The sequence below is a fragment of the Microbacterium umsixpiens genome, from assembly GCF_053543675.1.
Map to the genome: position 1 here is coordinate 4,395 of NZ_JBLVOH010000226.1, position 1,930 is coordinate 6,324.

Below are 1,930 nucleotides of genomic sequence, written 5' to 3' on the forward strand. Positions count from 1 at the left end.
CGCACGACTGCCAGCCGATGCCACCGGAGGCGACGCCCGTGATGGGCGCACCCGGACCGGTGAGCATGAGCAGCCCTGCGGATCCGGCCGCCGCGCCGACGGCGGCGCCCTGCGCGGAGTACCCGTAGCTGTCGGCACCCGCGACCATGGCCTGCCCGTTGCTCAGGACCATGAAGACCGCACCGAAGGGGTTGACCTCAGCCGTGAGCGCCCCGGCCGGCATCGTGTAGTTGTCGCTCACGCGTTGCCAGTAGCGGGTGTTCGTGTAGGCCGTCCCGAAGCCGCTCAGTTCGTTGTCGCCGGTCGCCCACACCCCTCCCGCGGAATCGACCGCGACGGAGGAGAGCTGCTCGGTGCCCGTCCCGATGTGCGTGATGTTCCCGAGCTGCGCACCGGGGGCGGTGAGCGCGGCGACGACGCTCGTGCGATTCGTGGCGGTGCCGTCGCCGATGATGCCGGAGGCGTTGTAGCCCCGCCCCCACAGATTGCCGTTCTGATCGGCGTAGAGCAGCGTGGAATAGCTGGAGCCGACGGCCGTGGCACCCGTGATGGTGAGGTTGTCCCAGAGCGGGACGGCGCTGGTCCGGGCGCCGGTGAGGTTGTCGGAGCCGGTCTGCCCCTGTCCCGAATATCCCCAGGACACCAGCGGCACCGAGGTGACGGGCTGCCCGGAGAGGATCGTGAGGGCGCGAGGGGACTCGACGCGCCCCGGCCCCTGCGCGGGCTCGGAGCGGTTGGCGACGACGCGGAAGTCGACGGTTCCGGTCGCGCTGGTGGTGAATGTGCCTTCCCCGAGGTCGGCGAACGTGCCCGATTCGAACGCCAGGCCATCCGGGAGCACGATCGTCACCTCGGCGTTCGGGACGACCGCATTCGAGGCGATGTCGCGGACGGTGACCGTGTACACCGGCGTGCGTCGGCGGTCCTGCAGCGCCGGCGGCAGCGACGACGTGGCCGAAGTGCCGACGGGGATCACGCGGGAGATCGGCAGCGTCGCCGCGGTCAACCCGGTCAGTGTGAGGGTGTGCCCCAGGTCGCAGGTCGCCGAGCCGAGCCCTCCGCTCAGGGCCCCGACCGAGACGGTCCGGGTCGCGACATCCGATCGCCATTCCGTCCCGGCACGCGTGGACACCGCTGCCCCTACGCTCGCGCCCGCGAGCGGCCCCAGCGCGGCGTCGAGTTCCGACGCCGTCGCGGTGAAGGTGAACGTGTAGAGGCCGGCGGCCGGCCCGGTCACCACGATGCGATCGGTCGGCGCTTCGAAGACGGTTCCCGCGGTCACCGAGAAGGCGAGCAGCATCCGCGCCGGGTCGTCGAGCACCGACGTCCACGTCAGCGTGACGCCGCTCATGGCGCCGTTCGTTCCCTCGTTCTCCGTCGTGCAGGCGGTGATGACGGGAACGTCGAGCGTGCCGGCTTCGACGGGTCCGCGCGCGTACTGCGCGTCGACCCATGCCGCTTCCGTGATGCCGAGCAGCGCATCACCCCGCACACCGGCGGGCGACGCTGTGAAGGTCATCGCGGCGAGGCAGGCGGCCGTCAGCAGTAGGAGGAGCCTGCGGAGCGCTTTCATCGCCGCCCCCTCGGGTCCGGGCGCCGGCGGGCGAGGAGCGCGATGCCGATGCCGACCAGCACCGCAGCGGGTGCGGCGAGCAGCGCCAGACCGGAACCACCGGTCGGAGGCAGCTCCGATTCGCCGTCGATCCCCGTGTCGACGGTGTCACCCGCCGCAGTGGCCCGCACCGTGACCGCGGCGCCCGCCGCGCCGGCCTCGGGAGACTGCGGCTGCGCCGTGAGAGCCACCTGCACGTACGCGACGGCCGGTGTCGCGGTGGAGAGCAGGTCCTGCCAGACGCCGTCCACCGGCAGCGGCCCCTCCGGACGCAGCAGCCGTTCGCCCGAAGGACAGGTACCGTCGGGGCCCCAGGGC

Annotated in this window: 1 protein-coding gene and 1 pseudogene; both read right to left on the reverse strand. The window is 72.3% G+C overall.

All coding sequences use genetic code 11. The annotated features are described in order from the left end of the window. Positions 1–1,573 (reverse strand): RCC1 domain-containing protein (locus tag ACNPM4_RS18895; RefSeq protein WP_448986747.1); only part of this gene is annotated, 1,573 nt, incomplete at its 3' end. Further along, a pseudogene (locus tag ACNPM4_RS18900) lies at positions 1,570–1,930 on the reverse strand (hypothetical protein); the annotation flags it as partial. The gene ACNPM4_RS18895 and the pseudogene ACNPM4_RS18900, both read right to left, overlap by 4 nt.